The organism is Streptomyces sp. SKN60 (assembly GCF_026236535.1).
GTDB lineage: Bacteria > Actinomycetota > Actinomycetes > Streptomycetales > Streptomycetaceae > Streptomyces.
Map to the genome: position 1 here is coordinate 382806 of NZ_JAHTMW010000003.1, position 24495 is coordinate 407300.

General features: G+C 75.2%; 26 protein-coding genes. 11 read left to right on the plus strand and 15 right to left on the minus strand.

What is annotated here, in order from left to right; genetic code table 11:
* Positions 1-73: 73 nt before the first annotated feature.
* Positions 74-862, plus strand: coding sequence for an aldo/keto reductase (locus tag KV205_RS07685; protein WP_265863312.1), 789 nt, complete (start codon positions 74-76; stop codon positions 860-862).
* A 76-nt stretch (positions 863-938) separates the two neighbouring features.
* On the opposite strand, the gene KV205_RS07690 is transcribed toward KV205_RS07685, so the two are convergent.
* The gene (locus KV205_RS07690) at positions 939-1895 is read right to left on the minus strand and encodes a trans-aconitate 2-methyltransferase (RefSeq protein ID WP_265863251.1); all 957 of its coding nucleotides are present in this window, start codon (positions 1893-1895) and stop codon (positions 939-941) included.
* 97 nt (positions 1896-1992) lie between these two features.
* Positions 1993-2928, minus strand: coding sequence for an AraC family transcriptional regulator (locus KV205_RS07695; protein ID WP_265863252.1), 936 nt, complete (start codon positions 2926-2928; stop codon positions 1993-1995).
* A gap of 96 nt (positions 2929-3024) precedes the next feature.
* Here KV205_RS07695 and KV205_RS07700 point away from each other — a divergent pair, with 96 nt between their 5' ends.
* Positions 3025-3912: an NmrA family NAD(P)-binding protein gene (locus KV205_RS07700; RefSeq protein WP_265863253.1), complete on the plus strand. Its 888-nt coding sequence runs from the start codon at positions 3025-3027 to the stop codon at positions 3910-3912.
* On the opposite strand, the gene KV205_RS07705 is transcribed toward KV205_RS07700, so the two are convergent.
* Complete coding sequence (locus KV205_RS07705) at positions 3903-4853, minus strand: YafY family protein (protein WP_265863254.1); 951 nt, start codon at positions 4851-4853, stop codon at positions 3903-3905. The two genes, KV205_RS07700 and KV205_RS07705, sit on opposite strands and share 10 nt — an antisense overlap.
* A 39-nt stretch (positions 4854-4892) precedes the next feature.
* Here KV205_RS07705 and KV205_RS07710 point away from each other — a divergent pair, with 39 nt between their 5' ends.
* Positions 4893-5384, plus strand: coding sequence for a hypothetical protein (locus tag KV205_RS07710; RefSeq protein ID WP_265863255.1), 492 nt, complete (start codon positions 4893-4895; stop codon positions 5382-5384).
* A complete protein-coding gene (locus KV205_RS07715) occupies positions 5381-5860 on the plus strand; it encodes a hypothetical protein (protein WP_265863257.1) in 480 nt (159 codons plus the stop codon). The genes KV205_RS07710 and KV205_RS07715 overlap by 4 nt, the downstream gene beginning before the upstream one ends.
* Here the strand turns inward: KV205_RS07715 and KV205_RS07720 are convergent.
* Both KV205_RS07720 and KV205_RS07725 read right to left on the minus strand, forming a co-directional pair.
* A complete protein-coding gene (locus tag KV205_RS07720) occupies positions 5838-6605 on the minus strand; it encodes a class I SAM-dependent methyltransferase (protein ID WP_265863259.1) in 768 nt (255 codons plus the stop codon). The genes KV205_RS07715 and KV205_RS07720 overlap by 23 nt on opposite strands.
* Before the next feature lie 23 nt (positions 6606-6628).
* A complete protein-coding gene (locus tag KV205_RS07725) occupies positions 6629-6931 on the minus strand; it encodes a 4a-hydroxytetrahydrobiopterin dehydratase (RefSeq protein WP_265863261.1) in 303 nt (100 codons plus the stop codon).
* A 90-nt stretch (positions 6932-7021) separates the two neighbouring features.
* On the opposite strand from KV205_RS07725, the gene KV205_RS07730 reads away from it, so the two are divergent.
* Entirely contained in the window at positions 7022-7831 is an 810-nt protein-coding gene (locus KV205_RS07730) for a helix-turn-helix domain-containing protein (protein WP_265863262.1), read from the plus strand.
* Here the strand turns inward: KV205_RS07730 and KV205_RS07735 are convergent, their stop codons facing one another.
* Positions 7832-8269, minus strand: a complete 438-nt coding sequence (locus tag KV205_RS07735) for a hypothetical protein (RefSeq protein ID WP_265863263.1) — start codon at positions 8267-8269, stop codon at positions 7832-7834.
* Positions 8270-8520: 251 nt separating this feature from the next.
* On the opposite strand from KV205_RS07735, the gene KV205_RS07740 reads away from it, so the two are divergent.
* Positions 8521-9702, plus strand: coding sequence for a low temperature requirement protein A (locus KV205_RS07740; protein ID WP_265863264.1), 1182 nt, complete (start codon positions 8521-8523; stop codon positions 9700-9702).
* A 27-nt stretch (positions 9703-9729) separates the two neighbouring features.
* On the opposite strand, the gene KV205_RS07745 is transcribed toward KV205_RS07740, so the two are convergent.
* The 5 genes from KV205_RS07745 to KV205_RS07765 form a co-directional block, all read right to left on the minus strand.
* Positions 9730-9882 carry a hypothetical protein gene (locus KV205_RS07745; protein ID WP_265863266.1) on the minus strand — a complete coding sequence of 51 codons (153 nt, stop codon included), beginning with the start codon at positions 9880-9882 and terminating at the stop codon, positions 9730-9732.
* Between the two features lie 52 nt (positions 9883-9934).
* Positions 9935-10291 (minus strand): hypothetical protein, encoded by a 357-nt coding sequence (locus KV205_RS07750; protein WP_265863267.1) that lies wholly within the window; start codon positions 10289-10291, stop codon positions 9935-9937.
* Between the two features lie 329 nt (positions 10292-10620).
* A complete protein-coding gene (locus KV205_RS07755) occupies positions 10621-12009 on the minus strand; it encodes an amino acid permease (RefSeq protein ID WP_265863268.1) in 1389 nt (462 codons plus the stop codon).
* Between the two features lie 66 nt (positions 12010-12075).
* A complete protein-coding gene (locus tag KV205_RS07760) occupies positions 12076-14238 on the minus strand; it encodes a phage holin family protein (RefSeq protein ID WP_265863313.1) in 2163 nt (720 codons plus the stop codon).
* 207 nt (positions 14239-14445) lie between these two features.
* Entirely contained in the window at positions 14446-14850 is a 405-nt protein-coding gene (locus KV205_RS07765; RefSeq protein ID WP_265863270.1) for a hypothetical protein, read from the minus strand.
* Positions 14851-14964: 114 nt separating this feature from the next.
* Here KV205_RS07765 and KV205_RS07770 point away from each other — a divergent pair, with 114 nt between their 5' ends.
* Both KV205_RS07770 and KV205_RS07775 read left to right on the plus strand, forming a co-directional pair.
* Positions 14965-15789, plus strand: a complete 825-nt coding sequence (locus KV205_RS07770) for an MBL fold metallo-hydrolase (protein ID WP_265863271.1) — start codon at positions 14965-14967, stop codon at positions 15787-15789.
* An 11-nt stretch (positions 15790-15800) separates the two neighbouring features.
* A complete protein-coding gene (locus KV205_RS07775) occupies positions 15801-16454 on the plus strand; it encodes a DedA family protein (protein WP_265863314.1) in 654 nt (217 codons plus the stop codon).
* Here KV205_RS07775 and KV205_RS07780 read toward each other — a convergent pair.
* The 3 genes from KV205_RS07780 to KV205_RS07790 all read right to left on the minus strand — a co-directional run bounded on the left by KV205_RS07780 (position 16434) and on the right by KV205_RS07790 (position 20234).
* Positions 16434-17489 carry an MBL fold metallo-hydrolase gene (locus KV205_RS07780; protein ID WP_265863272.1) on the minus strand — a complete coding sequence of 352 codons (1056 nt, stop codon included), beginning with the start codon at positions 17487-17489 and terminating at the stop codon, positions 16434-16436. The genes KV205_RS07775 and KV205_RS07780 overlap by 21 nt on opposite strands.
* A gap of 96 nt (positions 17490-17585) precedes the next feature.
* The gene (locus KV205_RS07785) at positions 17586-18821 is read right to left on the minus strand and encodes an aminotransferase class I/II-fold pyridoxal phosphate-dependent enzyme (RefSeq protein ID WP_265863273.1); all 1236 of its coding nucleotides are present in this window, start codon (positions 18819-18821) and stop codon (positions 17586-17588) included.
* 159 nt (positions 18822-18980) lie between these two features.
* Entirely contained in the window at positions 18981-20234 is a 1254-nt protein-coding gene (locus KV205_RS07790) for a sulfite oxidase (RefSeq protein ID WP_374214640.1), read from the minus strand.
* Positions 20235-20432: 198 nt separating this feature from the next.
* Between KV205_RS07790 and KV205_RS07795 the strand changes: the two genes are divergently transcribed.
* Both KV205_RS07795 and KV205_RS07800 read left to right on the plus strand, forming a co-directional pair.
* Positions 20433-20966, plus strand: coding sequence for a GNAT family N-acetyltransferase (locus KV205_RS07795; protein WP_265863276.1), 534 nt, complete (start codon positions 20433-20435; stop codon positions 20964-20966).
* Between the two features lie 124 nt (positions 20967-21090).
* The gene (locus KV205_RS07800) at positions 21091-21915 is read left to right on the plus strand and encodes a class I SAM-dependent methyltransferase (protein WP_265863278.1); all 825 of its coding nucleotides are present in this window, start codon (positions 21091-21093) and stop codon (positions 21913-21915) included.
* Between the two features lie 37 nt (positions 21916-21952).
* Here the strand turns inward: KV205_RS07800 and KV205_RS07805 are convergent, their stop codons facing one another.
* Positions 21953-23926: a DUF5107 domain-containing protein gene (locus KV205_RS07805; protein WP_265863279.1), complete on the minus strand. Its 1974-nt coding sequence runs from the start codon at positions 23924-23926 to the stop codon at positions 21953-21955.
* Between the two features lie 147 nt (positions 23927-24073).
* Here KV205_RS07805 and KV205_RS07810 point away from each other — a divergent pair, with 147 nt between their 5' ends.
* Positions 24074-24406: a DUF6204 family protein gene (locus KV205_RS07810; protein ID WP_265863280.1), complete on the plus strand. Its 333-nt coding sequence runs from the start codon at positions 24074-24076 to the stop codon at positions 24404-24406.
* The last annotated feature ends 89 nt before the right edge of the window (positions 24407-24495 follow it).

Sequence of the window (24495 nt, forward strand, 5' to 3'; positions counted from 1 at the left end):
ACGACGTAAGGATCCATCCCCCGTGAGCACGGACAACAAGGTCCCCTTCCTCACCCTGAACAACGGCGTGCGCATGCCGCAGCTCGGCTTCGGCGTCTGGCAGGTGCCGGACGACGAGGCCGAGACGGCCGTCGCCACCGCCCTGGAGGCGGGTTACCGCTCGATCGACACCGCGGCGATCTACGGGAACGAGACCGGCACCGGCAAGGCGCTCGCCGCGTCGGGGCTCCCGCGCGAGGAGCTCTTCGTCACGACGAAGCTGTGGAACAGCGAGCAGGGCTACGACTCGACGCTCCGCGCGTTCGACGCGTCGCTGGAGAAGCTGGGCCTCGACGTCGTCGACCTGTACCTGATCCACTGGCCGGTGCCGGCGAAGGACGCGTACGTCGACACCTACCGGGCCTTCGAGAAGATCCTGGCCGACGGCCGGGCGCGCGCCATCGGCGTGTCGAACTTCCTGCCCGAGCACCTGGAGCGGCTGCTCGGCGAGACCTCGGTCGTGCCCGCCGTCAACCAGATCGAGCTGCACCCGCAGCTCCAGCAGACCGCGTCCCGCGAGGCGCACGCGAAGCACGGCATCGCGACCGAGGCCTGGTCGCCGCTCGGCTCGGGCAAGGGCCTCCTGGAGGTGCCGGCGATCGTGGCGATCGCCCAGAAGCACGGCCGCACCCCGGCCCAGGTGGTGCTGCGCTGGCACCTGCAGCTCGGCAACGTGGTGATCCCGAAGTCGGTCACCCCGTCCCGTATCCGCGAGAACATCGACGTCTTCGACTTCGAGCTGGACGCCGAGGACCTGGCCGCCTTCGCCGTGCTCGACGAGGGCCGCCGGCTGGGCCCGAACCCGGGCGAGTTCGGCGCCTGATCGCGTACAGCTGAACGGGCGGGGGCCCGGCGGATCCGCTTCCGCCGGGCCCCCGCCCTCTCCGTGTCCGGGCCGGTCAGGACTTACGGGCCGTGTGGACGGTGCGGGCGAGCAGCAGGAACACGTCCGGGCGCCGGTGCAGCGACAGCGGCTCCGCCGGGTCGAGCAGCCGCTCGACGGCCGCGCGGTCCTCGTCGGGCAGCCGGTCGCCGAAGCCCTCGCGGAGGCGCTCGTAGTGCGCGACGACCTGCCCGCGCACCGCGTCCGGCACCGGAGCGGGGACGTCGGCGAGGAAGCTGCGGGTGCCGCTCGGGTCGAGCCCGGCGCCGGTGAGCAGAGCGGCCCAGTCGTCGATCTCCTCCTTGCTGTCGGGCAGCGAGGCCCGCATCTCGCCGAACCACTCGGCGTGCGCCGCGTCGAGGCGCGCCTCGAGACCGGGCCGGCCGACGCCCTGGTTCCACGGCAGATGGCGCTCCGGCAGGCCACCCTCGGCGAGGGCGAGCACACCGCCGGGGTTGAGCAGTCCGGCGAAGGAGGCGATCGCGGCCCGCTGGTCGCCGATGTGGTGCAGGGAGTTGCTGGCGAAGATCAGGTCGGCGGTGCCCAGGGAGCCGAAGTCGCCGGGGAGTTCGGCCCGCAGCGTGCCGACCCGGTCGCCGAGGCCGCGGTCCTCGGCCCGCTCCCGGGCGAGTGCGAGGAGTTCCGGGGTGGCGTCGACGGCGACCACCTCCGCCTCGGGGAAGGCCTCGGCGAGCAGGGCGGTGACGACGCCCGGCCCGCTGCCGACGTCGAGGACCCGGCGGACCGCGCCGTCCGGGAAGAGGGAGGCGAGCCAGGCCGCGGCCGCCGCGTAGAGAGGGCTCTGGGTCTCCGCCTGCACGGTCAGGAGGGGTGCCAGCTCGGCCCAGTCGAGGTGGGTGTGGTCGTGGCCGTGGGAACCGTGGCCGTGGCCATGGCCATGTCCGTTCCCGTGGGAGCCGTGGTCGTGGTCGTGGGAGCCGTGGTCGTGCCCGGAGTGGTGGTCAGCGCTCATGGGGACAGCGTGCGCGCCCGGTGCCGTACACGCGAGAAAACTTGCCGGACCGGCAAAACCGGATTCCCGGATCTCCGGATCCGCCGATCTCCGCGGCTCAGCCGCGCCCCCGGTGTTCCTGGGGGCTGATCCCCCGGACCCGCTTGAACGCGGCGCTCAGCGCGAAGGCGCTGCTGTAGCCGACCTGCCGCGCCACCGCCTCCACCGTGGCTTCGGTCTGCCGCAGCAGGTCGGCGGCCCGGTCGATGCGCCAGCCGGTGAGGTACGCCATCGGGGGCTCCCCCACCAGGTCGGTGAAGCGGCGGGCGAGCGCGGCCCGCGAGACGCCGGTCTTCGCGGCGAGGGAGGCGACGGTCCACGGGTGCGCCGGGTCGTTCTCCAGGAGCCGCAGCGCCCGGCCGACCACGGGGTCGCCCATCGCCCGGTACCAGGCGGGCGCCGCCGCGCCGGGCCGGGCGAACCAGGCGCGGACGGCGGCGATCAGGAGCAGGTCGAGCAGCCGGTCGAGGACCACGCTCTGGCCGGGCTCGTCGCGCCCGATCTCGTCCTCCAGGAACGGCATCAGCGGGCAGTTCCAGACCTCGCCCGGCAGGTGGAGCAGCCCGGGCAGCGCGTCGAGCAGTCGCCGGCTGACCTCGCCGGCAAGCAGATAGGTGCCGACCAGGACGGTGGTGCCGCCGTCCGGCGCGTTGCCCCAGGTCCGTACGCCCAGGCTCATCGACTCGGCCAGCGGCTCGCCGCTCAGGGTGGCGCAGCTGCCACCGGGGCCGATCACGGCGGTCGGCGGGGCGTCGGCGGCGTGGGCGACGGTGTACGGGTCGGGGCCGCGGGCGATCGCGAGGTCGCCGGGCCGGAGCAGCACCGGCGCCGCCCCGTCCTCGGGCACGATCCAGGCCTCGCCGTCGGTCACGCACATCAGGCAGAGCGGAGCCTCGTCGGCGATCCGCACCGACCAGGGCGGGGCCATCACCATGCGCAGGACGAAGGCGCCCTTGGCCCGGGGTCCGTCGAGGAGACCGGCGAGTGCGTCCATGCCGGCCAGCGTAGGCGACGGGCCCGTGGACGCACGCGTATGCGGGCGAGCCTGTGGAGCATGGGAACGGCGGGCCCCGGCGACGAGTCTGGACCCATGACGACGCAGACGAACAACCAGCGGACGAGCGACCCGCAGACGAGCGACCAGCGGACGAACAGCACCCGTGCCGACGGCACTTCGACCGTCCTCGTGACCGCCGCGACCGGCAAGACCGGGCGCCGGGTGGCCGCCGGCCTTGAGGCGCGCGGGGTGCGCGTGCGGGCCGGATCCCGGGCCGGGGCCGTGCGCTTCGACTGGGCGGACCCGACGAGCTGGGGCCCGGCCCTGGACGGCGCGGACGCCGCGTACGTGAACTACTACCCGGACCTCGCGGCGCCGGGCGCCGAGGAGGCCATGCGGACCTTCGGCGAACTGGCGGCGGCGCGCGGGGTGCGGCGGCTGACGCTGCTGTCCGGGCGCGGCGAGCCGGAGGCGGTGCGGGCGGAGGCGGCGCTGCGCGCCTCGGGGGTCGAACTGACCGTGGTGCGGGCGGCGTTCTTCGCGCAGAACTTCGACGAGGGGCTGCTCGCGGAGGGCGTCGCGGCCGGGGTGATCGCCTTCCCGGCGGGTGACACGGCCGAGCCGTTCCTCGACGTGGACGACCTCGCCGAGGTCGTCGTGGCGACCCTGACGGACGACGAACACGCGGGTCTGGTCCATGAGTTGACGGGACCGCGGGCCCTCGGCTTCGCCGAGGTGGCGGCGGAGATCGGGCGGGCGGCGGGCCGTGAGGTGGCGTATGTGCCCATGGGCGAGGCCGAGTTCGCCGGGATGCTGACCGGCTTCGGGCTTCCGGAGTCCGAAGCGGCCTGGCTGGCGGCCCTGTTCACGATGCTGCTCGACGGGCACAACACGCCGGTGACGGACGGGGTGAAGCGGGTGCTCGGCCGGGAGCCGCGGGACTTCTCGGCGTACGCGGCCCGGGCGTTCGGTCAGGCGTAGCGCGCGGCGAGGGTGCGCACGGTGGCGGCGATCCGGTCGCGGAGGTCCTCGGGGGCGAGGACCTCCACCTCCGCGCCGAGCGCGAGCAGGGTGGCGTGCGCGTGGTCGGGGCCCTCGACGGGGAGGGTGGCCCGGGTCCAGCCGTCGGGTTCGGGGGTGCCGTTCTCGGCGAGGGCGCGGGCCGCGGCGCCGGTGAGGGCGGCGGCGCCGCGCGGGGAGATCCGTACGACGGCCTCGCCCTGGTGGAGCCGGGCGTGGAAGTCGGCCTGGGTGGCGCGCCAGTGGGCGGCGAGGTCGAAGTCCTCGGGGATGTCGGCGTCCTCGTCGGTGACGGTGAGGTCGAGGATCTGGTCGACCCGGTAGGTGCGGGGCCCCGGCCCGGCGACCAGGTACCAGCGGCCGGCCTTGAGCACCAGACCGTACGGGGCGAGCCGCCGGTCGACGTCGGTGGGTTCCTTCCAGCGCCGGTAGCGCACGGCGAGCACCCGCCCGTCCCGTACGGCGTCGGCGACCTGCGGCAGGAACGGGGTCCCGGTGTCCTCCGCGTACCAGCCGGGGGCGTCGATGTGGAAGCGGCCGCGCAGCCGGTCGACGTGCTCGCGCAGCGGGGCGGGGAGGGCGGCGCGCAGTTTCAGCTGGGCGTCGGCGAAGTGTCCGCCGAGCCCGAGCTCGTCGGCGGCGGCGGGCAGCCCGGCGAGGACGAGGGCCTCGGCCTCCCGTGCGTACAGGCCGGTGAGCCGGGAGCGGTGGCCGGCGAGCAGCCGGTAGCCGCCGCGGTGCCCGGCGTCCCCGTAGAGCGGGACGCCGGCGGTGTGCAGGGCCTCGACGTCGCGGTAGACGGTGCGGACGGAGACCTCCAGCTCCTCGGCGAGCTGGGCGGCGGTCATCCGGCCGCGGGTCTGGAGCAGCAGCAGGATCGTCAGGAGTCGGCTGGACTTCACTGACAGAAGATGTCAGTGAACCGCTCCTACAGTCCAGCCATGGCTTTCACGGAGAAGAATCTGTTCGTCCTGCCGCCGGTCGTGGTCGCCGGCCGGCAGCTGAAGCGCTACCACGTCACGGCCGACCCGGCGGGCATCGAGCCGGAGGTGGAGAAGGCGGCGTACGCGCTGCTTCCCGAGCTGCTCCCGGAGCCGGACGGCACCACCCCGGCGGCGGGTTTCGTGGTGCTGCACCGGGGCGGCGACACCGGTGCGTATCTGAACGTCTACAGCTGGGTGTGGGACAACGTGCTGCACTTCGCGGGTGCGGCGGCCGGGCAGCCGGCGCTCGACTGCCCGGACCTGGACCCGGCCCGTTTCGTACGGATCGAGCCGGGCGCCCGCAACTGGATCGGCTGTGTGTGGGAGTTGGCGCCGCTCGGGCACGAACGGGCGGCCTGGGTACGGCACATGCTCGCGCCCGAGACCCCGGACCTGGCCGGCTATGTCGCGGACGCGCTGACCACGGGCACCACGGGGGTGTGCGCGTGAGCGGCGGGGACTTCGACTTCCTGGACGGCCGGTGGACCGTGCGCAACCGCCGGCTCGCCGACTTCCTCGATCCGGACAGCGGCTGGGAGGAGTTCGACGGGCACACCACCGGGCGTCTCTTCTGGGGCGGCCGGGCGCACGCCGACGAGATCGTCTTCCCGTCGAAGGGCTTCAGCGGACTGACGCTGCGCCTGTACGAGCCGGAGACCGGCGAGTGGACGCTGAACTGGTCCAACAGCCGCACCGGCCGGCTCGATCCGCCGGTGCGGGGCCGGTTCGGCGCGGACGGCACGGGGCTGTTCCTGGGCGACGACCACTACGCGGGGCGGCCGGTGCGGGTGCGGTTCCGCTGGACCGGGATCGGTCCGGACACGGCGCGCTGGGAGCAGTCCTTCGCGCCGGCCGGCACCGAGGGCACGGAGGAGGAGTGGGTGGTGAACTGGGTGATGGAGTTCAGCCGCGGGGAGCGCTCTTGAGGTAGCGGGCGAGCCGGTAGACCGGGTCGGGTCGCGACCGGTCCTGGTCGGGCAGGGCGGCGAGCGCCGCGTCCAGGGTGTCGGTGTCGGCGGGCGTGCCGCGGTACCAGGAGGCGTAGTAGCCGCGGCGCAGCTTCCGCGCCGTCCCGCGCGGGGTGGCGCCCTGGCCGTGGCCGGTGAACTCGGTGCCGGGCGCCGGGTCGAGGCCGTGGGCGGCGGCGTACGCGGTGATGCGCGCCGCGCTGTCGGAGCCGGAGCCGGAGCCGGCCGCGGCCGTGCGGTGCGGGCGGAGGAGGGCGTCGATGTCGCTGCCGACGTCGTGGCAGGCGTCCTTGTCGACAGTGGTGAGGAACACCCCGCCGGGCCGGAGCACCCGGGCGGCCTCGGCGACGACCTCCTCGGCGAACGGCACCAGGTGGAGCAGCCAGATCGCGCTGACGGCGTCGACCGACCCGTCCGGCAGCGGCAGCCGGCGGGCGTCGGCGCGCACCGCCCGGCCGGGGAGCCGGGCGGCGGCGGTGCGCAGCATCGCGTGGGCGGCGTCGGCGCCGTACGCGGTGAGGCCGGGGCGGGTGACGCGTTCGGTGACGAGTGCGGTGCCGCAGGCGACGTCGAGCAGGGTGCGGGTGCCGGGCGGCAGCAGCCGCAGGACGGCCTCCGCAGCCGCCTCGGCCCGTGGGACGCCGCCGCGGGTCTCGTCGTAGCGCGCGGCCTCGGCCTCGTAGTCGAGAATCGTCTCCCCCATGCGGGGATGGTACGGCGCGGGCGTCAGTGCGCGCCGTGGCCGGGAGCCACGGCCTCGACGCGTTCGGCGAGTTCGAAGTCCTTCTCGGTGACCCCGCCGGCGGAGTGGGTGTTCACGGAGACGACGACCGTGTTGTAACCGAGCGTCAGATCGCTGTGGTGGTTCAGCTCCTGCTGGATCTGGGCGACGTGGACGACGAGCGCGGTGGCGGCGAAGTGGTCGGCGAGCTCGTAGCTCCGGGTGATGCGGTCGCCGTCGAGGGTCCAGCCGGGGAGCTCCCGCAGGCGGTCCTCGATCTCCTTCTGCGACAGGGGCTCAGTGGGCACGTGGTGCTCCCTCCGGTAGGTGTGCGGGGTGGTGACGGAGCGGTCCCGGGGAGAACGTACCCGGGTCCCCCTCTGGGATACCGTCTGCCCATGACGACTGTCGCGACCGACACGGGTGTGGGGCCCCTGCTGCGCGGATGGCGCGAGCAGCGGCGGCTGAGCCAGCTGGAACTGGCGCTGCGGGCGGATTCGTCCGCGCGGCACATCTCCTTCGTCGAGACGGGCCGCTCCCGGCCTTCGGAGGAGATGATCCTGCGGCTCGCGGAGCACCTGGACGTGCCGGTGCGCGACCGCAACGCCCTGCTGCTCGCGGCGGGTTACGCGCCGCGCTACGCCGAGTCGGCGCTCGACGCGCCCGAGCTGGAGACGCTGCGCGAGGGCATCGAGCGGCTGCTGCAGGGGTACGAGCCGTTCCCGGCGCTCGTGGTCGACGGCTCGTACACGGTGGTGGCGGCCAACCGGGGGATCCAGCTGCTGCTCGCGGGGCTTCCGGAGCAGCTGCTGACGCCGCCGCTGAACGCGATGCGGATCACGCTGCACCCGGAGGGCCTGGCGCCGCGGATCCGCAATCTGCGCGAGTGGCGGGGGCATCTGCTCGCGCAGATGGAGCGGCAGATCGGCCTGGCCCGCTCGGCGGCGCTGCGGGCGCTGTACGAGGAGGTGGCGGCCTATCCGCTGCCGGACGGGACGACGGACCCGGACGACCGGGAGGACCCGGAGCCGTACCCGTACTTCGCGCTGCCGCTGCGGATCGAGCACGACGGGCACGTGCTGTCCTTCGTGTCGTCGATCTCGACCTTCAACACGCCGATGGACGTGACGGTCGCCGAGCTGGCCATCGAGACCCTGCTGCCGGCCGACCCGGCGACGGTCGCCTATCTGCACTCGCTCGACGGCTGATCAGCGGGCGGTACCGGCGGTATCGGCGGCGTCGGCACGCAGCGCTGACCACTGCAGCGCCGCGAAGCCGGCGACGGTGCCGGCCTGGAGCAGGGTCCACACCGTGCCGGCCGTGGTCGGCTCCAGCCAGGCCACGAGGGCGACCACGCTCAGCACGGTCCACAGCAGGTTGATGTCGACGACGGCCTTCACCCCGCCGGCCGCGGGCCGCGTCCGGCTCGCCAGCCAGGCCACCCCGGCGGCGTACGCGACGAGGAGGAGCCCGAGCTCGAAGAGCAACCCCCGGTCGACGCCGAGGAGTTCGCCGAGCGGTCCGGGGGCGGCGGCGTAGGCGAGCCCGTTGGCGCCGGTGACGACGGCGTCGAGCGCGAGGAACCGGCGCACCATGGACCGCGGCTCGGTGGTGCGGGAGAGACCGGCGAGCAGGGCCTGGGACATGGGAGATCACCTTCCTGGCAGAACGGTTGAGGGGGTGGGGCGTGGGTGCCCGGTGCCCGGTGCCCGGACGGAGTGCGCCGCCCGGGAACCGGTGCCTTGAGCTTGCCGGGGGCGGGCCGGTGCGTCGATTACGTCCGGGGTAATGCGGACCGGCGGGCCGCCCCGGGCCGGTAGGGTGCGCGCCGGGACGGCCGGCGGGGCGCGGCCGGGAAACGAGGGGGCGCGGCATGGCGGCCGGGAATCGGTCACGCATGGTGGCGACCGGGGGCGATCACAAGGTGACGCCCGCGGAGTTGTTCTTCGATCTGGTCTTCGTCTATGCGATCACGCAGGTCACGGCGCTGATGGCGGCCGCGCCGTCGCCGACCCGGGTGGTCGAGGGCATGGTGGTGCTCGCGCTGCTGTGGTGGTGCTGGTGCTGCTTCGCCTGGCTGGGCAATGTCGTACGGGCCGACGCCGGCGCGCTGTTCGGGGTCCTGGTGACCGTGATGGCGGTGGTGTTCGTGGTGTCCCTCGCGGTGCCGGAGCTGTTCGCGGACGCCACCGGCGGGCTGCCGCTGCCGCTGGTGTTCGTGACGTCGTACGGCCTGGTGCGGGTGCTGCACCTGGTCTCGTACCGGATCGCCAGCCCCGGCGACACGGCCCTGCACCGCACCCTGCGCCGCACGGCACTGCTCTCGGTCGCGCCGCCGCTGGCCCTGCTGCTCGCGGGCTGCGCGTACGAGGGGACGCCGCGGCTGCTGCTCTGGCTGGGCGCGGTCCTGATCGACTACGGAGGCATCTACGTCACCGGCGCGTCCGGCTGGCGGGTCAACTCCCCCGGCCACTTCGCCGAACGGCACGGTCTCATCGTGATCATCGCGCTCGGCGAGTCGATCGTGGCGATGGGCGTCGGCGTGGCCGACTTCCCGCTGACGGTGGCGGTGATCGGCGCGTGCGCGGCGGGGCTGCTGCTCTCGGCCGGGCTGTGGGCGCTCTACTTCCGCCGCTTCGGCGAGCCGGCCGAACACCGGCTCGGCGCGCTCGACGGCGACGACCGCACCCGCTTCGCCCGCGACGTCTACACCTTCCTCCATCTGCCGCTGGTGGCCGGCGTGGTGCTGTGCGCCCTCGGCATGAAGAAGGTCCTCACCCAGGTCGCCGACACCGGCCACTACGCCCTGACCGAGCCCCTGCACGGCACGGTGGCCTGGTCGCTCGCCGGCGGCGTCGGCGTGTTCCTCCTCGGCGCCGCGGCGATCGTCCTGCGCTCCACGGGCCGCCGCCCGACCGCCCTCCTCGTCGCCGGCGCGCTCGGCCTCGCGGCCGGCCCCCTGGTCCAGCGGGTTCCGGCCCTGCTCTCCCTCGCGCTCCTCGCGGCGGCGGTCCTCGCCCTGGTGCTGGTGCACGGGCGCGGGGCGGCGGCCCGGCCGGAACCGGCGGCGGAGGCCTGACCGCGCGCCGGTCCGCCGGGGCGGGCGTCACTCGGGGCGGGCCTCCCGGCGGGGAGTCGGTTCGGCCCGGACGGGCTCGGGTGTCGGGGCCGGTTCCGGGGCGGGCGGTTCGGGCGTGCGGTTGCGTGCGGCCTCGGCGCGCAGCAGGGCGTTGAGCACGGCGAAGGGGTCGACGGGCATGGGGGTGCGCTCCTTGCGGTGGGGGGTGTGGGGTGCTGGGAGGCAGGGCCTCTCAGCACCGCATCACCGCCGACCGGGGAGCGGCGCCACGCGCGGCGGGTACGGGGACGGGTGCGGGCGCGGCGGGCCGTACCGCGCAGGGCGGCGGCGCGGGCCGCGGGTGCGCACGGCGGAGGGGCGCGGTGGCCTGGTGCTCGGTGGTCTCGTGGGTCTCGCCGCCGGGGTCCGCGGCGGCGGACACGGACCGGATCTCGCCCTCGCCGAAGGCCGCCGCCCCGCCGGCGCCCACGCCGAGCAGCGCGGCGAGCACGAGCAGCACCGCGAGCGCGAACCGGGCGGTCCGGCCCGTACCGTGCCCGGATCGCGCTCCCCCGGGGCTGTGCCCGGGCGGGGGTACGACCCGCGGCACGGGAGGAAGTGCCTCCGGCCCACGGGCTCCGCCCGAGCGGGAGTGCCCGCGGCGCGCGACGTCTGCCGCGCCCTCCCCCGTAGCCCTTCGGGCACGAGAGGCACCCCGGGGCGAGGCCGGATCGCCCGGGTGCGCCCGGTGCGAAGACGGCTCTCCGCCAGGCCCGGGCACGCGCCCACCGCCCCGCGCCCCGCCCTCAGGGGCAGACGGCGCGGCGCTCCGGACACGGGCTCGGGGGCTCACGGTGATCCGTACTGCCCCGCCCGGCGCGGGAGCTTCCGGGCCGGGCCGAAGATCCGCCCGGCCGGCCTACGCCGCAGGGGCGCTTTTCACCCCTCGGGGGTGACGCCCGCGGCGCCCGCGCGGCCCTTGCGGGCCGACATCACCGCGTACACCAGCACGCCGACGAAGAGGAACAGCACGCCCTGGTAGACCGCGGCGTAGCCGGCGCCGGCGACCAGCCAGAGGGAGAAGCCGAAGGCGGCGAGGGCGAGGACGCCGTCGCGGGCGAGGCGGGCCTTGGAGACCTGATCCGACCGGCCGGAGAGGAGGAAGTGGATCTGGGCGGCGGTGGACAGCAGATAGGGCACGGTGGCGGTGAAGGTGGTGACGAGCACGAGGATCTCGAAGACGCCCTCGGTGCCCGCCGTGTAGTTGTAGACCGTCAGGAGCGAGGCGAGGGCGACGGTGACGACGACACCGACGGTCGGGACGCCGCGCCGCTTGACGGTGAAGGCCTTCGGGAACAGGCCGTCGCGGGCGGCGGCGTAGGGGGCCTGGGCGCTGAGCAGGGTCCAGCCGTTGAGCGCGCCGAGGATGCTGACCATGGCCATGACGGCGACGGCGGCACCGCCCCAGGAGCCGCCGAACATGATGTTCGTGGCGTCGGAGAAGGGCGCCGTGGAGCCGACCAGCTTGTCGTGGGCGACCGTGCCGAAGACGGAGAGGGTGCCGAGCAGATAGACGGCGGCGGCGCCGAGGGTGCCGAGGACGGTGGCGCGGCCGACGTTGCGGCGCGGGTCGCGGACCTCGCCGGCGCTGACGGCGGCGGATTCGACGCCCAGGTAGCTGAAGAGCAGGATCGCGGCGGAGGCGGAGACCGCGCCGAGCGCGCTGCCGCCGCTCGCCTGGAAGGGGCCGAGGTTGTCGGGGTCGAAGAAGAACAGTCCGCCGACGGCGACCAGGATCAGCGGTACGAACTTCAGCACGGTCGCGACGATCTGCACCGCGCCGACATAGCGGGTGCCGGCCAGGTTGGCGAGGCCGGGCAGCCACTGGAAGGCGAGGGCGGCGGCGATGGTGGCGAGCGTGGACTCGTGGATCGGGACGATCACGTCGAGGTAGCCGACGGCGGCGACGGCGAGGGCCGCGTTGGAGACCCAGGCGGTGATCCAGTACGACCAGGCGGCCAGGAAGCCGGCGAAGTCGCCGAACGCGGCGCGGGCGTAGACGTACGGGCCGCCGGTCTGCGGGAGGCGGCGGGCGAGCCGGCCGAAGACGAGCGCGAGGGCGATCGCGCCGAGGGTGAGCACGCCGAAGGCGAGCAGGCTGACGGTACCGAAGGGGGCGACGGAGGCGGGGAGCAGGAAGATGCCGCCGCCGATGATGTTGCCCATGACCAGGGCGGTCGCGACGGGGAGTCCGAAGCGCCGGGCGTGCTTGCTGGGTCGCGGTTCGCGTGCGTCCTGAGTGGGGGGTGCGGTGGTGGCCGTGCTCATGGGGGGTGATGCGCCTCTCGTCGTACAAACGCCACCATGGTCCGGATGGCGGGACGACGCTCCAAATCACCCGTTTTTGTCCCGCGCGGCGGGCCCTTCGACCGGAAGAAACGCTTCCGTATCGGCACTGGACGGGGAAATCTCCAGCGGCACCTGCGGGCCCTCGCCCTCCCGCAGCCAGCCGCGCAGCACCTCGTGCACCCGCTCGGCGCCGACCACATCGGCCGGCGGCGGCGTCAGCTCGCGCGGCCACAGCAGGAAGGGGCGGGACTGGTCGCCGCCGAGTCCGCCGTGCGAGCCGATCTGCTCCTCGAAGGCGTGCACGGTGCCGGCGGCCGGGTCGTGCATCGAGTTGACCATGATGTCGGCGACGTGCGGAAAGCCGTCGGTGCGGCGTACGGCATCGGCCGCGCCCGGACCGAAACCGGCCAGCGGCCCCTCGTCGTCGGCCAGGCCCGCGACCGGTACCTCGGCCCCGTCCCCGCCGAGCACCACCGAACCGTGCCGCTCGCTCGCGACAAGCAGGAAGCCGATCCCGGGGTGGTGGGCGAGGGTGCGCAGCAGGGCCGGGTGAAGGCGGTCGATCTCCTCGCGGGTCATCCGGTGCGGCACACCGGGGAAGGACACCAGGCCGAGGTTTCCGGAGGCGAGGACGACCGGTTCGGGCGCGCGGGCCGCGGCCACGGCCGCCGCCTCCGCGCCGTCCTTCCCGGCCTCCCCCGCCTCGTCCACCGGACGGTGCAGAGCGCTGCGCAGCGCGTCGCGCGCGGCGTCGCGGGCCTCCGAGCCTCCCCCTGGCTCCGGCCGGGGGGACCCCCACGTACGCCGTACCCGGCGCGACACCGGCAGCCCGCACCCGGCCCGTACGAGATCCTTCAGGGTCAGCCCGTAGGCCGACTCGAAGGTCTCCCCCGGGCTCTGCCCGTGGTCGGAGAGCAGCACGATCCGGTACGGGCGGGGCGCGTGCTCGGCGACCTTGGCGATCAGGCCGAGCGCCCGGTCGAGCCGGGCGAGCACCTGGTCGGTGTCGCGGCCCCGCGGGCCGGAGTGGTGGGCGACCTCGTCGTAGGCGACCAGGTCCGCGTAGACGGCGGTACGTCCGGCGAGCATGTCGCCCATCACCGCGGCGACCACGACGTCCCGCTCGACGACGGTCGCGAAGGCCCGGACGAAGGGGTAGAGCCCGCCGCGCGAGACCCGCGGGGTCTCGCGGCGCAGCCGGGCGCGGACCGACTGGGCGATCTCGCGGAAGACCTCGGCGACGAGGGAGCCCGCGGTGCGGACCGCGTTGGCGGGGTCGGAGAAGTACGCGAAGTAGCCGGCCCGGGAGCGGTTGCGGCGGCCCCGGCGGGCGGCCATCGAGAGCACCAGAGCGAGCTGGTCGGCGCCGCCGCTGAACAGGTTGCCGCGCGAGGCGCCGTCGAGGGTGAGCAGTCCGCCGTCGCCGGTGCGCTCGACGGCCCGGCGCTGGAGCTCGACCGCGCTCGCGGGCCGGTTGGACACCATCAGCCGGCCGGTGTCCTTCTCGTACCAGCGGAAGGCGGGCACGTCCTCGTTGGAGCCGTGCAGGATGCCGAGCTGGCTGGCGCCGGTCTGGCTGGACCAGTCGGTGCGCCAGGGGGTGAGGGTGTGGGTGGTGGCCAGCCACTCGGCCACGGTCGGCATCCGGCCGGCGGCGACCGCGTCGGACAGCACCCGGTGGCCGACGCCGTCGAGTTGGAGGAAGACCGTGCCGGGCACCGGCTCGGCACCCGCGCGGGCGATCCGGGGCCGCTTGCGGTCGGCGAGCCGGTAGAGGCGGCGCCGGTACGCCTCGTCGTCCCGGACGGCGAGCGCGGTGGAGGTGGCGGAGGCGACGGCCGACATCACGGCGGCCACCACCACGGCGGTCTCGGGCGCGGCGGCGGCCCGTCCGTCCGTGCTGAGCCGCAGCGCGAGGAGCAGCAGCGAGCCGTTGAGGAAGAACACCAACAGGCCCAGCACCAGGGCCGGTACGAGCAGCAGCGCGCGCACGATCAGCGGCCAGACGAGGGCGCTGAGCAGACCGAAGGCGCCCGCGCACCAGGCGGCGGTGAAGGCGACGGTGGTGAGGCTCTCGCCGTCGGCGGACTGCAGCTGGAAGTCGGGGAGGAGGGCGGCGAGCAGGAGCAGGGTGAGGGTGGAGACCGCCCACACGGTGATCACCCGCAGCAGGGCGCGGCTCGCGCTCCGCCAGCGGAACCGGCCCAGGACCCGGCCGCGGACCCGGCCCCGGTCCGGGTCCGCGTCCGGGTCCCGGTGCGGGCCCGCGGCCGCCCGTCCTCGCCGTTCACCCACGCCTGGTTCGCCTTTCGCCTTTCGCCCGATTCCTGCCCCCAGCGTGGCACAACGGCGGCGCGACGGGGCGGGCGAGCGGCGTTCGGTCGGCGCGGCGGCCGGCAGGGTCCCGGTGCGGCCTCAGGACCCGTCGTACCCGGCGGTCGGCATGGAGAGCCGGCGGTGCACCCCGGCCTTCTTCGGCGCGTCGTACGCCGGTTCGGCGAGCCCGGCCGTCTCCAGGCGCACGCCGCGCCGCCCGCACTCGGCGCGGAAGCCCGGCACATCGGTCAACGCCCGGGCCAGGACGCGTTCGTTGGGGGCGACGAAGAGGTCGACGGCCCCCTCATCGACATCGGCCCACAGGGCGTCGTGGTCGGGCCGGATGCCGTAGAAGAGCAGCTGCCTCGTCACCACGTAGCCGCGCTCCCGGGCCCAGCGGACGCACATGGCGTGCTGGCTGCGGGTGTCGACCAGGAAGGGGTCTTCGTCGAGCTCTTCGAGCGGGGTGAGGCTGGCGATCGCCGCCACCCGAACGTCGTCCATGGGGCGACCCTACTGCGTCGGAGGGCCCCGGAGGAGGGTCCCGGTATACCAAGAGGGGTCGTTCCGGTGAAGTCCCGCCCCTCCCGCGCCCTCGGACATCTACCCTCGATACGGATGGCCGGTCCCGGTTGCGGGCCGGCGGCGACGGGAGAGGGCGGCGGACCGGTGGAAGTCACCTGGTGGGGCCACGCGACGTGCACGGTCGAGGACTCCGGGGTGCGCCTGCTCACCGACCCGCTCTTCGCGCGCCGGCTGGCCCATCTGCGGCGCCGGCGGGGCGCGCTGCCGCCGCCCGAGGCGGCCCGCGCCGAGGTCGTCCTCGTCTCGCACCTGCACGCCGACCATCTGCATCCGCCCTCACTGGCCCGGCTCGCCCCCGGCACCCTCCTCGTCGTGCCGGCCGGCGCGCCGGAGGCCGTCCCGGCGCTGCGCCGGCTCGCCCGGCAGGGCCTGCGGCTCGCCGAGCTGGCGGCCGGCGAGGAGCTGTCCGTGGAGGGCGTGACGGTACGGGCGGTGCCGGCGCGGCACGACGGACGCCGGCTGCCGTACGGGCCGCACCGCTCCCCCGCGCTCGGTTACGTGGTGGAGGGCGAGGCCCGCACCTACTTCGCGGGCGACACCGGGCTCTTCGACGAGATGGCGGAGGCGGTCGGGCCGGTCGACGTGGCCCTGCTCCCGGTCGGCGGCTGGGGCCCCTACCTGGGCCACGGCCATCTGGACGCGCACCGTGCCGCCGAGGCGCTGGCCGCGCTGTCGCCGGCGGCCGCGGTGCCGGTGCACTACGGCACGTACTGGCCGATCGGCCTGGACGCGGTCCGTCCGCACGAGTTCCACGCCCCCGGCGACGACTTCGTCCGCCATGCCGCACGGCTCGCCCCGAAGGTCACGGTCCACCTCCTCGGTCACGGCGAGCGGGTCCGGCCGGAGGTCGCCCGGTGATCGACCGGGTCATGGCGGTGGTGCGGGAGCTGCCGCCGGAGTCGACGCAGCAGGCGGTCGGCTATCCCTCGCTCTTCCTCCTGGTGGCGTTCGGCGCGCTGGTGCCGGTGGTGCCGACGGGGGCCATCGTGTCGTCGGCGGCGGTGGTGGCCTTCCACCAGACGACGCCGCTCTCCCTCCTCTTCGTCTTCCTGGTGTCGTCCTGCGCGGCCTTCCTCGGCGACCTCGCGCTGTACTGGCTCGGGCAGCGCGGGGTCAGATCGCGCAACGGCTCGCGCTGGCTGGCGGCGCTGCGCTCCCGGGTCACCCCGGACCGGCTCGCGCACGCGCAGGAGCGCCTGGAGAGCCACCAGGTGCCGGTCCTGGTGCTCTCCCGCCTCGTGCCGGCCGGGCGGATCCCGGTGATGCTGGCCTGTCTGCTCGCCGGGATGCCGCTGCGCCGGTTCGCCCGGGGCGATCTGCCGGCGTGTCTGGCGTGGGCGGCGACGTACCAGCTGATCGGGATCCTGGGCGGTTCGCTGTTCCCCGAGCCCTGGCAGGGCGTGGTGGCGGCGGTGGCTCTGACGGTGCTGATCAGCGCGGTGCCGGCGCTGTGGCGCCGGCTGCGCGGAACGCGCCGACCGCGCCGGGACACGCCGGAGCGCTCAGGGAACGAGCACGCCTGAGGCGCCGACCGGCAGGTCCCAGAGGTCCTCGCGGGGCAGTCCGGCCTTGGTCCAGGCGTCGCGGACGCGGGTGAGGGGTTCCAGCACGGGCTCGGAGGAGAGCACGAAGGTGGCCCAGTGCATGGGGGCCATCCGGCGCGCGCCGAGGTCCTGGAAGGCGCGGACCGCCTCCTCGGGGTCGGTGTGGACGTCGCGGAGCCACCAGCGCGGGTCGTAGGCGCCGATCGGCAGCAGGGCGAGGTCGATGCCGGGGTGACGGCGGCCGATCTCGGCGAACCAGTGGCCGTAGCCGGTGTCGCCGGCGAAGTAGAGCTTGCGGCCGGCCCGGTCGGTGAGCACCCAGCCGCCCCACAGGGAGCGGCAGGTGTCGAGCAGGGTGCGCTTGGACCAGTGGTGGGCGGGGACGAAGTCGAAGCGCAGGCCGTCGAGTTCGGCCGCCTCCCACCAGTCGAGCTCGGTGACCCGGGTGAAGCGGCGGCGGGTGAACCAGCGGCCGAGTCCGGCGGGCACGAAGACGGGGGTGCGGCGGGGCAGCCGCTTGAGGGTGGGCGCGTCGAGGTGGTCGAAGTGGTTGTGGCTGATGACGACGGCGTCGACCGGCGGCAGGTCCTCCCAGCGGACGCCGACGGGGGTGAGGCGGGCCGGGGTGCCGAAGATGCGGCGGGACCAGACGGGGTCGGTGAGGACGGTGAGTCCGCCGGCCCGTACCACCCAGCTGGCGTGGCCGGCCCAGGTGACGGCGAGGGTGTCGGTCCCGGCCTCGGGCAGCGGTCCGGGGGCGAACGGCAGCAGCGGGATGTCGCGGAGCCCTTCGGCCGCGGGTCGCACGGCGCCCTCGCGGGCGAGCCGGGCCATGGCGCGGACGCCGGGCAGCGGGGCGGTGAGCCGGTCGGCGAAGCTGCGCGGCCAGTCGTGCCGGACCCGCCCGAGGGGCTGGAGCACGGGCGCGGACTGCGGGGCCTGCGGGGCGTCAGGGGCGTGCGGGGTGCGGGCGGAGTGCGGGGCCCGGGCCGGCCGGGCCGTCTGTTCCGTCATCTCTGCGGCCTCCGTGTGTTCCGTCAACCGTCGGTGCCTGTCGAGGTGTTCAGTCGGTGCCTGTCGTGGGGTTCAGTGGATGCCTGTCGCGGCGGTTCAGTGGGCGAGTTCGTCGAGGGCGGCTCCGAAGGCGCTCAACGCGCGGTCCACGTGGGGCAGTTCCTCGGGGCGGGCGGCGGTGAGGGTCTCCGTCCGCTCCGCCTCGGTGGCGCCGAGGAAGGCTGCGGTGTCGAACCGGGCGCGCAGCGCGCCGAGTTCGTCGCCGAAGCGGTGACCGCCGGGGACGGGGGTGCCGAGCCGGGCGGTGAGGTGGTTCTCGAGTTCGAGGGAGTCGGTGACCCCGCGGGCGGCGAGCCCGGCGCGCAGCGGGCCGAGGTCCGCGTAGAGGTGGCGGCCGGCCTGCGGGGGCCGGGCGAGGGCTCCGGCGGCGAGCACGGCCCGGTGGGCGGCTGCCGCGACCCGGCCGTGCGCCTGGGCGGTGAGCCGGGCCCGTACGGTGACGTCCTCGGGTTCGTCGAGGGCGTGCGCGGCGGCGGGGGCGAACGGGCCGGGGACCAGGGCGCCGAGGGCGGTGAGGATGTCGAGGGTGCGGGCCCTGTGGTCGCCGTATCGGTCGGTGCGCGAGGCGGCGGTGGGCGGGAAGCGGGCGACCGCGCACGGCCAGGCGGCGGGGGCGAGGGCGCCGGCGAGGTCGGTGAGCACCGTGACGTCGTCGGGGCACATCTCGGCGGGGCTGAGCAGCACGGTGTCCTGCGGGCGGTGCAGGGTGTCGCGCCAGGTCTCGTCGCTGATGATGTGCAGCCCCTCGGCGACGGCGGCCTCGCAGGCCTCGCGGAGGATCTCGGGCGGGGCGACGGTGGCGGTGGGGTCGTCGGCGACGGAGAGCAGCAGCAGCCGCGGGTGGCCGCCCTCGGCGCGGACCCGGCGGACGGTCTCCAGGAGGGCGTACGGGTCGGGGACGCCGCCGCACTCGGCGGGGGTGGGCACGTGGTAGGCGGGGCGGCCGAGGAGCCGGGCCTGCGGGGTCCACCAGGCGGGGCAGGGGCGGGGCAGCAGCAGGTCGCCGCCGTGCGCGGCGATCAGGGCGAGCAGCAGGGGCTGGGCACCGGGGGCGGCGACCACGTCCTCGGCGTGGGTGCGCAGTCCGCGGCGCCACCAGTAGCCGGCGGCGGCCTCGCGGAGCACGGGTCCGCCGCCGGGCGGTTCGGGTCCGGTGCGGTCGGCGGCGGCGGCGAGCAGGGCGGCGAGGCCGGGCAGCACCGGGAGGCCGGGCTCCGGTGCGGGCGGCCCGTAACGCACGGGTCCGCGGCTTTCCGGGGCCGTCTGCCGCATCACCCGCACCTCCTCCTGCCCACGGCTGCACCGGGGCGCCCGCGAGCGGCGCCCCAGTGACCTTTATACGGAGGTTTGCCGGGTTCCGCCGCTCGCGCGGCACGCACACGGCGGCCGCGCCGGCCACGCCCGTGCTCGGGCCGGTGCTCGGGCCGGTGGTCACTCCACGGTGACGGGGTGCCGGACGACGGCGTTGAAGAGGTAGCCCTGGGTGTTGTGGACGGCCCGCTCGGGCTGGACGTTCCCGGCGGTGTCGGTGACCCGGGAGAGCAGGGTCGCGGGCCCGGCTGCGGCGGGCCGCCAGGAGGTGGTCCAGCGCACCCAGCCGCCGGAGCGCGGCCGGTCGAGGAGCCGGGCCGGGTGCCAGGTGGCGCCGCCGTCGGCGGACACCTCCACGGCACGCACCGGCGCGAGCGCGGACCAGGCGCGGCCGGTGAGGTGGTGGGGGCGGCCCGCGGCGAGAGGGGCGCCGAAGGGGAGTTCGTAGGCGCTCTTGAGGGTCTGCGGGCCGAGAGGGGCGCTGCCGCCGGCCGGGTACGCCTCGCCGAAGAACCGGTAGTAGTCGGTGGACCAGGGCGAGGAGAGCGGGCCGCGGGAGACCTCGATGTCGCCGAGCCATTTGACGGAGGCGATGCCGACCCAGTTCGGCACGACGAGCCGGACCGGGTGCCCGTGGTCGTACGGCAGCGGCTCGCCGTTCATCTCGTACGCGAGGATCACGTCGTCCAGCGCCTTGGCGACGGGCAGCGGGCGGCGCACGTGCCCGAGGTCGGCGCCACCGGCGACGTACGGGTCGTCGAGCCCGCGCGGTTGTACGGCGACGGCGTCGGCGGCGATGCCGGCGAGGCGCAGCACGTCGGAGAGCCGGGCGCCGCGCCAGTGGGCGGCGCCGACCGCGCCGAGGGTCCAGGGCGTGCCGCTGACGGACTCGCCCTGCTGGGTGGCGTAGAGGCTGCGGCCGTTCCCGGCGCATTCGATCAGGGCCGTCCGGGTGACGGCCGGCAGGTCGCGCAGCTGCCCGTAACCGATCCGCACGGACGGGCGGCGTCCGTGCAGTCCGTCGCCCCAGACGGTGAGGTGCCAGCCGGCGGCGTCGAGGACGGGTGTGGAGGTGTGGTTGCGGACGAAGAAGCGGTCGGTGGGCGTGACCCGGCCGGTGTCGCGGAAGGTCTCGAAGCGGGACTCGGCGTTGGTGCCGCGGACGGTGAAGTACGCGGGCGGGAGCGGCTTGACGATGCCGGGGGCCGGGTCGGGGGCGGAGGGCCCCGGGGTGGGGCCGGCCGCGCCGGCCGGGGAAGCACCGAGGGCGGAGAGGACGGGGGCGGCGGCGAGCGCCTTCAGGAGGGTGCGGCGGGCGGGCACGGTGGTTCTCCTCGGCGCGTCGGGGACGGGACGGACGGCGGACGGGCACACCTTGGCACGGGACGGGGCCGGCGCGGGGTGCCCGCGGCGGTTCCTTCACGCGCCTGCAATATCGGGCCTGTGGGCGTGTGGGCGTGTGGGTGCGGGCCTGCGGGCCTCCGTATCCGCAGGACTGCGAGGACGGGCCTCTCCTACCAGGATCCGCCCGGCGAGCGCCGTGCGCGGGGCCGGTCCCGCGACACTGGGCGGATGAACGCCTTCGACCCGGCACACTTCGCCGCCGTCCCGCTGCGCGGCCCCCGTCTGGACCTGGAGCCGCTGCGGCTCGACCACGCCGCAGAGACGGCCCCGGCCCTGGCCGATCCGGCCCTGCACGTCTTCATCGGCGGCGCCCCGCTGACCGGGCCGGAGCTGACCGCCCGCTACGCGCGGCTGCTCGCGGGTCCGCCGGACCCGGCGACGACGGTGTGGTGCAACTGGGTGCTGCGGCTGCGCGAGACCGGGGCGGCGATCGGCACCGTGCAGGCCACGGTGGCGGCCGGGGGTGCCGAGCTCGCCTGGGTGCTCGGCACCCCCTGGCAGGGCCGCGGGCTGGCCCGGGAGGCGGCGGTGGTCCTGGCGGACTGGCTGCGGGAGCGCGGCGCTCCGGCCCTTGTGGCGCATGTGCATCCGGAGCACCGCGCGTCGGCGGCGGTGGCCGCGGCGGCGGGTCTGGCGCCGACGGAGGTGTTCGAGGACGGGGAGCGGCGCTGGGAATGGCGGACTCTCAGGGCTCCCAACTGACCTCCGCCGGCCACCCGTTCGGACCGACTGTCCACATCATGAGAATGGGGTCTCGGGATACGAACACTCGGCGTACGGTGAGCTCACAGCAGCACAGCAACCGCTCATCCGAAGGAGTCCGGTCATGTCGTCGTCCACCCCTGCGCACGAGACCGCCACGTACACCCACGGACACCACGAGTCCGTGCTGCGGTCGCACAGTTGGCGCACCGTCGAGAACTCCGCCGCCTATCTGATCCCCGAACTGGCCGCCGGTCTGGACGTCCTGGACGTCGGGTGCGGGCCCGGCACCATCAGCGCCGACCTGGCGCAGCGGGTGGCGCCGGGGCGGGTGACCGCGGTGGACGCGGCCGAGGACGTGCTGGACAAGGCGCGGGCCGTGGCGGCCGAACGGGGTCTGGCCAACGTGGAGTTCGCGGTCGCCGACGTCCACGCCCTGGACTTCCCGGACGACTCCTTCGACATCGTGCACGCCCACCAGGTGCTGCAGCACGTCGGCGACCCGGTGCAGGCGCTGCGCGAGATGCGGCGGGTGTGCCGGCCGGGCGGAGTGGTGGCGGCCCGGGACAGCGACTACGGCGCCTTCACCTGGTTCCCGCGCACGCCCGGCCTGGACACCTGGCAGGAGCTGTACCAGCGGGTGGCCCGGGCGAACGGCGGCGAACCCGACGCCGGCCGGCGGCTGCTGTCCTGGGCCCACGCGGCCGGGTTCACCGACGTCACCGCCTCCGCCGGGGTGTGGTGCTTCGCCTCCCCGGAGGAGCGCGCCTGGTGGAGCGGTCTGTGGGCGGACCGCACCACCGAGTCGGTGTACGCGCGCCTGGCGGTGGACGGCGGCCACGCGACGCCCGAGGAGCTGACCGCCGTCGCCGAGGCCTGGCGGGCCTGGGGGAAGGACGACGACGCGTGGTTCCTGGTGCCGCACGGCCAGATCCTGTGCCGGCCGTGAGCCACCGCCCGGCACACTGACGGCCTGTGACGTTCCGTCAGCTGGGGCGCATGCGGAACTCATAGGCGTCCGGCAGGGGTTCGTCGGTGAGCCGGGACCACAGCTCGCCCAGCTCCTCGGCGCCCTCCTTCAGGTCGGCGACCTCGAAGCCCGCCTCGAAGACCGCGCGGGCCGCGTCCGGGCGGCCCTCCGCGAGCAGCAGCCGGGCCTCCAGACAGCGGAACGCGCCGCGGGCGCGCACCTCGTCGGGGAGCCGGGAGAGCACGGCGCGGGCCTGGGCGGGCCGGTTCGCGCCGAGCAGGACGGTGACCGTCTCGCGCCCGAGGGCGGCGGTGACCAGCGGGTCGCCGCCGTACTGCGCCTCGAAGGCCTCGGCGTACCGGTCCGCGGCCCGTTCCCGGTGCCCGTCCTCCCGGTCGGCCACGGCCAGGCAGTAGAGCAGGGGCCAGCGCTCGGCGGCGTTCTTCAGGCCGCGCTCCCAGCTCCGTACCGCCTGGGCGAGATCCCCGGCCGCCCACTGGGCGACGCCGAGGTGGTATTCGGTGACCGGCTCGGCGGGGGCGGTCTCCAGCATGTCCCGCCAGGCGTCGGAGACCGGCGTCGGCCAGGGCGCGGCACCCGGCTCCGGCGCGGCACCCGGATCGGGCACGGGCAGGGCGCCGGTGCGCAACAGCTCGACCCACGGCCGCTGTTCGTCCCCCAGCAGCGCCGGGTCGAACGGCGTGCCGGGCAGCACATGACCCCCGCGCAGCACTTCGAGCGCTCCCCAGCCCGAGCCCCGCGCGAGCAGCGGGCCCGGCTCGGTGTCGGCGGCGGCCGTCAGCCACCGCTCGTACGCCGTGTCGACCTCGGCGCGCGGCAGCGCCTCGGCGAGCGCGGACTCGACGCCCGCGCGGGCCGCCGCCCAGTCCGCGCCGTGCACGGTCGCCGGATCGGCGCCCAGCGGCCCGTACACCTCCAGCCAGGAGACCTCCTCCCCCGCCTCCAGGACCGGGTGCTCCAGCTGGGTACGGGCGAGGCCGGCCTGGATCTCGGCGTAGCCGGGGGTGCCGGGCTCGGTCAGCCACTCCTGCCAGCGGCGCCCGCCGCGCCCGGTGCCCCACACGAAGAGCTTGCGGCCGAGCAGCCCGTCCGTGGAGGTCTGCACCAGGCCCTCGCCGTGCGCGTCGAGCGCGGCGATCCAGCGCCGCTGCCCGTCCGGCAGCGCGTAGAACCAGTCGCCGGCGTGGGTGCTCTCCAGCGGGTACGTGCGGTCCGCGCCGTCCTCGTCGCACGGCACCGGGACCCGGCGCAGGGCGCGTTCGTATCCGAAGTGCCAGGCGGTGTCGGCGGGGGCGAGGATCCGGCGGTCCTCGGGGACGGCCGTGTTCGACCACCAGTAGCAGGGCACGGCCCGCTCGTGCGGGTTGCGGATCCGGATGCCGACGTGCAGGTACGGGGAGTCCGCGGGCAGCCACAGGTCGACCTGGAACGGCAGGTCGCGCAGCCGCTCCCATTCCCACAGGCGCAGCATCTCGCCGCCGTCGGGCGCCGGGACGACCGCGGCGTGCAGCGGGGCGCAGGACAGGGTGGTGTGGCCGCGGGCGCCGATGTTCCACTCGATGCCGCCGGAGAACCAGGCGCCGTTGAGGGCGAAGGCGGCGGGCTGCAACACGGGGTTGCGGTAGAGGAGTTCGCGGTCGGCGCGGCCGGTCGGCTTGTGCAGGAGCGAGTGGATCCGGCCGCCGAGTCCGGGGAGCACGGTCACCTTGAGGTGGTCGTTCTCGATCTCGACCGTGTCGAGGGCGGTCGGGGTGCGCTCGCGCCCGTATCCGTCGCGCACCTGGGTGGGGAGCAGGGTGCGCAGCGGGGCGTGCCCGAGCTGGCGGCGCATGTCTCGGGGCAGCCCGGCGCGGTCCCGCTCGTCGACCGAGGGAGCGGCCGCGCCGAGGCGGTGGAGCGCGGGCAGCGGGTTGTCCGGGCCCAACGGCGCCGCGGGCAGGGTGAGTACGGCACGTCGTACGGTCGTCATGCCGACCATGGAACACGCCGGAACCACCGCTGGCCAGAGGGTGTACAAGCGCCCGCGGCGGCTTGACCGGGAAATCCCGTTGCGCGGCGCGGGCGCCTCCGTAGGGTTGATCCGTTGTCGAGCAAGACGTGAGGGAATGAGCGAGCAGTGAGCGAGCAGCACACCTATCGGGTGATCGTCCGGGGTACGTTCGAGAACCTCTCAGAGGAGAGCCGCACCCGGCTCCTCGCGGAGGCCGACGACCACGGCCTCTCCGCGATGCAGTTCACCGAGGACGGCTCGCTCGCCTACGACCGGACCCTGAAGCACTTCTCCTACCGCCTGGTCGTGCTCTCCGACGCGGCGGACGGCGACGAGATGGCGGGCGCGATCGCGGAGGACCGCGTGGAGCGGGCGCTGGGGGCGCTGGGGCACGGCTTCGGGGGCCTGAAGTCCAAGGTCACCGACATGGACACGATGAAGATCAACTACAAGCGCTAGGGCCTGTCCGGGAAGTAGCTCCCCCTGGCTTCGCCGGGAGGTACCCCCAGTCTGCCCGCAGGGCAGGGCTCGCGGTGTCTGGTGCGTGC

Bases quoted from the DNA above. Each gene is read 5' to 3' on its own strand.
- KV205_RS07755 (WP_265863268.1), bottom strand. From the start codon at position 12,009: ATGAGCACGGCCACCACCGCACCCCCCACTCAGGACGCACGCGAACCG.
- KV205_RS07765 (WP_265863270.1), bottom strand. From the start codon at position 14,850: ATGGACGACGTTCGGGTGGCGGCGATCGCCAGCCTCACCCCGCTCGAA.
- KV205_RS07685 (WP_265863312.1), top strand. From the start codon at position 74: ATGCCGCAGCTCGGCTTCGGCGTCTGGCAGGTGCCGGACGACGAGGCC.
- KV205_RS07805 (WP_265863279.1), bottom strand. From the start codon at position 23,926: ATGACGACCGTACGACGTGCCGTACTCACCCTGCCCGCGGCGCCGTTG.
- KV205_RS07775 (WP_265863314.1), top strand. From the start codon at position 15,801: ATGGCGGTGGTGCGGGAGCTGCCGCCGGAGTCGACGCAGCAGGCGGTC.
- KV205_RS07730 (WP_265863262.1), top strand. From the start codon at position 7,022: ATGACGACTGTCGCGACCGACACGGGTGTGGGGCCCCTGCTGCGCGGA.
- KV205_RS07720 (WP_265863259.1), bottom strand. From the start codon at position 6,605: ATGGGGGAGACGATTCTCGACTACGAGGCCGAGGCCGCGCGCTACGAC.
- KV205_RS07800 (WP_265863278.1), top strand. From the start codon at position 21,091: ATGTCGTCGTCCACCCCTGCGCACGAGACCGCCACGTACACCCACGGA.
- KV205_RS07740 (WP_265863264.1), top strand. From the start codon at position 8,521: ATGGTGGCGACCGGGGGCGATCACAAGGTGACGCCCGCGGAGTTGTTC.
- KV205_RS07745 (WP_265863266.1), bottom strand. From the start codon at position 9,882: ATGCCCGTCGACCCCTTCGCCGTGCTCAACGCCCTGCTGCGCGCCGAG.
- KV205_RS07700 (WP_265863253.1), top strand. From the start codon at position 3,025: ATGACGACGCAGACGAACAACCAGCGGACGAGCGACCCGCAGACGAGC.
- KV205_RS07795 (WP_265863276.1), top strand. From the start codon at position 20,433: ATGAACGCCTTCGACCCGGCACACTTCGCCGCCGTCCCGCTGCGCGGC.
- KV205_RS07710 (WP_265863255.1), top strand. From the start codon at position 4,893: ATGGCTTTCACGGAGAAGAATCTGTTCGTCCTGCCGCCGGTCGTGGTC.
- KV205_RS07690 (WP_265863251.1), bottom strand. From the start codon at position 1,895: ATGAGCGCTGACCACCACTCCGGGCACGACCACGGCTCCCACGACCAC.
- KV205_RS07780 (WP_265863272.1), bottom strand. From the start codon at position 17,489: ATGACGGAACAGACGGCCCGGCCGGCCCGGGCCCCGCACTCCGCCCGC.
- KV205_RS07770 (WP_265863271.1), top strand. From the start codon at position 14,965: ATGGCCGGTCCCGGTTGCGGGCCGGCGGCGACGGGAGAGGGCGGCGGA.
- KV205_RS07735 (WP_265863263.1), bottom strand. From the start codon at position 8,269: ATGTCCCAGGCCCTGCTCGCCGGTCTCTCCCGCACCACCGAGCCGCGG.
- KV205_RS07785 (WP_265863273.1), bottom strand. From the start codon at position 18,821: ATGCGGCAGACGGCCCCGGAAAGCCGCGGACCCGTGCGTTACGGGCCG.
- KV205_RS07695 (WP_265863252.1), bottom strand. From the start codon at position 2,928: ATGGACGCACTCGCCGGTCTCCTCGACGGACCCCGGGCCAAGGGCGCC.